The sequence below is a fragment of the Trinickia sp. genome (assembly GCF_051953955.1).
In the GTDB taxonomy this organism is placed as follows: domain Bacteria; phylum Pseudomonadota; class Gammaproteobacteria; order Burkholderiales; family Burkholderiaceae; genus Trinickia.
Genome location: NZ_JBQCIF010000037.1, coordinates 1 through 4,921, shown reverse-complemented (window position 1 = coordinate 4,921; position 4,921 = coordinate 1). Strand labels below are relative to the sequence as shown.

At 67.9% G+C, this 4,921-nt stretch carries 6 protein-coding genes; 4 read left to right on the top strand and 2 right to left on the bottom strand.

Translation table 11 applies throughout. From position 1 onward, the window contains the following. Positions 1-323: 323 nt before the first annotated feature. On the bottom strand, positions 324-608 hold the full coding sequence (locus tag ACTHNZ_RS07850; protein WP_440541937.1) for an acyl-CoA-binding protein: 285 nt from the start codon (positions 606-608) through the stop codon (positions 324-326). A 141-nt stretch (positions 609-749) separates the two neighbouring features. Between ACTHNZ_RS07850 and tsaB the strand changes: the two genes are divergently transcribed. Genes tsaB through ACTHNZ_RS07830 form a run of 4 tightly spaced genes read left to right on the top strand, consistent with a single transcriptional unit; the run spans position 750 to position 3,917 of the window. Then, a complete protein-coding gene (tsaB, locus tag ACTHNZ_RS07845; RefSeq protein ID WP_440541936.1) occupies positions 750-1,511 on the top strand; it encodes a tRNA (adenosine(37)-N6)-threonylcarbamoyltransferase complex dimerization subunit type 1 TsaB in 762 nt (253 codons plus the stop codon). After that, positions 1,511-1,993, top strand: a complete 483-nt coding sequence (gene rimI, locus ACTHNZ_RS07840; protein ID WP_440541935.1) for a ribosomal protein S18-alanine N-acetyltransferase — start codon at positions 1,511-1,513, stop codon at positions 1,991-1,993. Before tsaB ends, rimI begins: the two co-directional genes overlap by 1 nt. Beyond that, positions 1,993-2,934 carry a uracil-DNA glycosylase gene (locus ACTHNZ_RS07835; protein ID WP_440541934.1) on the top strand — a complete coding sequence of 314 codons (942 nt, stop codon included), beginning with the start codon at positions 1,993-1,995 and terminating at the stop codon, positions 2,932-2,934. The genes rimI and ACTHNZ_RS07835 overlap by 1 nt, the downstream gene beginning before the upstream one ends. After that, on the top strand, positions 2,931-3,917 hold the full coding sequence (locus tag ACTHNZ_RS07830; protein ID WP_440541933.1) for a DUF1853 family protein: 987 nt from the start codon (positions 2,931-2,933) through the stop codon (positions 3,915-3,917). Before ACTHNZ_RS07835 ends, ACTHNZ_RS07830 begins: the two co-directional genes overlap by 4 nt. A 47-nt stretch (positions 3,918-3,964) precedes the next feature. Here ACTHNZ_RS07830 and thiD read toward each other — a convergent pair whose 3' ends face one another. Continuing rightward, the gene (gene thiD, locus ACTHNZ_RS07825) at positions 3,965-4,774 is read right to left on the bottom strand and encodes a bifunctional hydroxymethylpyrimidine kinase/phosphomethylpyrimidine kinase (protein WP_440541932.1); all 810 of its coding nucleotides are present in this window, start codon (positions 4,772-4,774) and stop codon (positions 3,965-3,967) included. Positions 4,775-4,921: the final 147 nt, after the last annotated feature.

The window sequence follows — 4,921 nt, the reverse complement described above, 5'->3', positions numbered from 1 at the left end:
TAGAAGCTGTATCGGATACGGGGACGCCGTCATGGCGTCGCCGTCAGCCTGGTATGAGACGGCCTGTGAGGGCCTAGGCGGAAGGGGACAGGTTCTAAACTAGATTGGAGCAAAACGCTACAAGGGCGCTGCACTCGCCGGTATGGTCGGAAGGTCCGGTATGGCCGGCAGGTGACGCGCTGGCAGCATTATAAGGGTTTTTACTGCAGTGCGCCACTGTTGTGCACGGTCAGGATCTGCTCACGCTCATTCCGAGGTTCGGGCGATGCGCGCGAGTGCCCCGGGCCCATGCCGAGCGTGCCGGTGGCAGGGCGCCGGCGCGCTCAACTGGCCATGCCGTTCTTCAGCGATTCGACGAGTTCGACGTACTGCTGTTTCGCCACGTCTTGTCCGGTGCCCTTGAGCGATGCCCAGGCATCGTACTTGTACTTGCCGACGATGTCGGCGAAGCCCGGCTTATCGCCGTGCACGTCGCCTTCGGTGGCCTGCTTGAATAGCGCGTATAGACGCAGCAGCGTCATGTTGCCCGGCTTCTCGGGCAGGGCTTTCACATCCACCTGCGCTTGCTCGAACTGTGTGTCGACGTTGCTCACGATGCATTCTCCCATGCAAAAACGATCAGGCCGCCGATCATAGCAAGCGTTCCCGCCCAAAAGACCGAGCGATGCTTCCAAACGCGCACCGACCTTACGCAGCCCGCCCTCATGCGGGCGGCAGGGTGCGGCACTACCCGCATTACAATAGCGCCCATGACATCAACCGTGCTGCTTGCTCTCGACACATCGACCGAATACTGCTCGGTCGCACTCCTGCGCGCCGAGGCCCCGTCGGACGCCTCGCAACAGGCGCAAGCGCGCCTCTGGGCGCGCCACGAACTGACGGGCGCCGTCTCCAGCACGCGCGTGCTGCCGGCCGTGCGCGAATTGTTCGACGAAGCGGGCATGGCGCTCGCCCAGTGCAATGCCGTCGCGTTCGGGGCCGGCCCCGGCTCGTTCACGGGCTTGCGCACCGCAACGGGGGTGGCGCAGGGGCTGGCGTTCGGACTGAGCGTTCCCGTCGTGCCGATCAGCACGCTTCTCGTTTGCGCCGAAAGCGCGCGCCGGCGTGATGCTTCGATCACACGCGTGGTGGCCGCGCTCGATGCGCGCATGGGCGAAGTCTATTGGGCCGACTACGCCTGGGATGCCGGCATCGGCGAATGGCAAACGCTGACGCCGCCGTCGCTCGGCGCGCCCGAAGAACTCGTCGCCCCCGAAGTGCCGTTCACGCTCGCGGGCAACGCCGCTCACGCATTCGGCGCGCGCCTGGGTCTCGTCGAGCGGGCGGCTGTCGTCGACGGCGACGCGCTGCCCGATGCGCAGCCGCTCGCGTTCGCGGCACTGCGTGCTTATCGCGCGGGGCGCACGGTCGCGGCCGAGCACGCGGCGCCCGAGTATGTGCGCGACAAGGTCGCGCAAACCACGGCCGAGCGGCTTGCGGAGCGTGCCGCGCGCGGTGGGCCGGAGGCGTGATGAGCGGGGTGTTGTTGGCCGACCGCTATTTGTCGCCGATGACCGAGGGCGATCTCGACGAGGTGGCCGCCGTCGAGCACGAGGCCTACGAGTTCCCCTGGTCGCGCGGCAATTTCGAGGATTCGTTGCGCAACGGCTATTTCGGCATTTGCATGCGGCACGTCACGGGCGTGCTCGTCGGCTACTGCGTGTTGATGCCCGTCGTCGACGAGATGCATTTGCTCAATCTCTGCGTCGCGCCGCGCGCACAGGGCTCGGGCGCCGGCCTGGCACTACTGCGCGAGGCCGTGCGCATCACGCGCGGCAAGCAGCTTGCCGGCCTTTTGCTCGAGGTGCGGCCATCCAACGTCCGTGCGCTGCGTCTGTACGAGCGCTTCGGATTTGCGACGATCGGCCGGCGCAAGAACTATTACCCCGCGCGGCGACATGGCCGTGAGGACGCGCTTGTCATGCGCTACACGTTTTCGAAGGAGGGCGATTGATGCCACTCGATGAAGCCGCGCTCGAGACGCTGGGTCTCGGGACGCTCTGGGTGCGGCGCGGCGCGTCGATCGAGCCGGAGCCCGCGCAGGACGACCCTGTCGCACAACCGGAGCCGCATGCGGCCTCGGCCGCTGCGGTGAGCGCGCCCAAAGCGGTGCGGACGCCCGCGCCGCGCGAAACGGCGCGCGGGCCCGAGCCGGCGCGCTCTGGCGCGGTCGCGCCGTCGGCACCGCCTGCGCCGCGCGTGAAGCCGGAGCCGCCGGTCGAGGAGCCGGCGTGGGACGATTCGGCGCACCCACACGCACACGCGCCGCTCGCGCTCGCCGAGCCGCCCGGAGCGGGCGCGGCCGGTGGCGTGGTGACGCTCGACTGGGCCTCCCTCGAGGCGCGCGTTTCGGCGTGCGAGCGCTGCCGCCTCTGCGAAAAGCGGACCCAGACCGTGTTCGGGGTCGGCGACCGAGCGGCCGAGTGGATGCTGATCGGCGAGGCGCCGGGGGAAAACGAAGACAAACAGGGCGAGCCCTTCGTCGGTCAAGCCGGCAAGCTGCTCGACAGCATGCTGCGCGCGCTTTCGCTCGCGCGCGGCGACAACGTCTACATCGCCAACGTCGTCAAGTGCAGGCCGCCCGGCAACCGGAACCCTGAACCCGACGAAGTTGCGCGCTGCGAGCCCTATCTGCAGCGCCAGGTCGCGCTCGTGAAGCCCAAGCTCATCGTCGCACTCGGACGCGTGGCCGCCCAGAATCTGCTCAAGACCGATGCGAGCATTTCGTCGCTGCGCGGCCGCGTGCACCGCTACGAGGACGTGCCCGTCATCGTGACCTATCACCCTGCGTATTTGCTGCGCAGCTTGCCCGACAAGGCGAAGGCATGGGTCGATCTATGCCTTGCCCACGATACCTACCGGCAGGTGCTCGATAAAGGACAAGCGCCGCTATGACCGCACTCGAGCCGGCCGAGCCCGCCGCCGTGCTCGATGCGTTGCAGGGCGTCTTGGTCGATCCCATCGTTCGCGATCTGGCCTGGCTGCTCGGAAGCCCGTCGTTGCTGCGCGGGCATCCGCCCGCCGGCGAACTCGCTACCGTGTTCGAGACGGCGCGCGAGTGCACCGCCACCATCGACTGGCTGCTCGAGCTCGACAGCGATCCGAGCGCATTGCGGCAAGCGCTCGCCGCCGCGCGAATCATACGGCTCGGCCGTTACGCCGAATGCTTGCTCGGCTACTTTCTGGGGCATGGCCCAGCGGGCCGGCTCGTCGCCGCGAACGTCCCGCTGCGTGTGGCCGGCCGCACGATCGGCGAATGCGATTTTCTCGTGGAAACCGCGAGCGGGCGCCGCTTGCATTGGGAACTGGCGGTCAAATGCTATCTGCACGCCGGCGGCGCTCGGGCCGAATTGGCCGATTACGTCGGCCCCAGTCTGCAGGATCGCTTCGATTTGAAGCTCGCGCATTTGCTGGAGCACCAACTGCCGCTGTCCGCGCGCCAGGAGTTCGCGGCGCTGGGGCATCTCGGCCCGTGGCAGCCGCAGATGTTCGTCAAGGGGTGGCTGTTTTATCCCTTTGACGAAGCGCCGCCGGTGCCGCCGGCCGTCGATCCTATGCATCATCGCGGCTTTTGGGTGACGCGGAGCGATTGGACGGCGCTTTGCGCGCGCCGCGGTTCCGCGCGTTGGGTCGTACTGCCGCGCCTGGCGTGGCTCGCGCCGCGGCCACCGATAACGAACGAGACGGCGGAAGCGGGCGGCTTATCGGCGGCCGATGCTTTGGCCGAACGATTCGCGCAGCAACCCGGCCCCGCGATGGTCGCGGCATTCGAACGGGATTCGTCCATGCAGGGGCATTGGCGAGAAGTGCAGCGAGGCTTCGTGGTGCCCGACGAGTGGCCCGCGCGGGCAAGGGCCTACGCGCTGAGCGCTGCGTGAGCCGGCGCCGACCGCGGGTAGGATGGCGCAGCGCGCCCCGTCGTTCGTCACCACCACCGATGAAAATGATGAACGGGGCCGATGCCCGTGCCCACCGAAAGGCGCGTGCTTTCGCGCAGTGCGCCGACGAGGTAGGCCTTGGCTTCCGTGACGGCGTCGAGCCAATTCGGGCGCTGCGCGATCAGCGCCGCGATGGCCGCCGATAACGTGCAACCGGTGCCATGCGTCTGTTGCACATCGACGCGCATTGCACCGAGCCGGTGGGCGCCCGTTTCATCGATGAGCCAATCGGGACTTTCGGGGCCGCCGAGATGGCCGCCTTTCATCAGCACGGCGCGTGCGCCTAGGGCGCGCAATGCTTCGCCATGCTCGCGCATGGCGGTTTCGTCGGCCGCTTGAGCATCGGCGTCGACGAGCGCGGCCGCTTCAGGAAGGTTCGGCGTGACGAGGTCCGCGATCGGCAGCAGTTCCTCGCGCAGCGCGCCAACGGCGTCCGGCGCCAGCAGCGCGTGGCCGTTCTTCGACAGCATGACCGTGTCGAGCACGACGTGCGCGGGGCGATAGCGGCGCAGTGCCGCCGCGACGGCACGCACGATGTCCGCGTTCGCGAGCATGCCGATCTTGACCGCATCGATGCGGATATCCTCGAACACGGCGTCGAGCTGAGCTGCGACGAACGCACTATCGGGTGCATGCACGGCGCGCACGCCCTGCGTATTTTGTGCCGTAAGCGCCGTGACGACGCTCGCGCCATAGACGCCCAGCGCCGAGAAAGTCTTCAAATCGGCTTGGATGCCGGCCCCGCCGCCGGAGTCGGAACCGGCGATCGTCAGGACGTTGGGAATGGCGCGGGACATGGCACGTATGCGGGCCGCGGCACGGCCCGGCGGGTGGGTTAGTGCTTGGATTCGCCGATCAGGGCGACGGAATCGAATGCGCGCTGATTGGCTTGATGCCGGCGCATGACGAGCCACATCATCAGGCAGACGAACGTCCCGAAAAGG

Bases quoted from the DNA above. Each gene is read 5' to 3' on its own strand.
- ACTHNZ_RS07850 (WP_440541937.1), bottom strand. From the start codon at position 608: ATGGGAGAATGCATCGTGAGCAACGTCGACACACAGTTCGAGCAAGCG.
- tsaB (WP_440541936.1), top strand. From the start codon at position 750: ATGACATCAACCGTGCTGCTTGCTCTCGACACATCGACCGAATACTGC.
- rimI (WP_440541935.1), top strand. From the start codon at position 1,511: ATGAGCGGGGTGTTGTTGGCCGACCGCTATTTGTCGCCGATGACCGAG.
- ACTHNZ_RS07835 (WP_440541934.1), top strand. From the start codon at position 1,993: ATGCCACTCGATGAAGCCGCGCTCGAGACGCTGGGTCTCGGGACGCTC.
- ACTHNZ_RS07830 (WP_440541933.1), top strand. From the start codon at position 2,931: ATGACCGCACTCGAGCCGGCCGAGCCCGCCGCCGTGCTCGATGCGTTG.
- thiD (WP_440541932.1), bottom strand. From the start codon at position 4,774: ATGTCCCGCGCCATTCCCAACGTCCTGACGATCGCCGGTTCCGACTCC.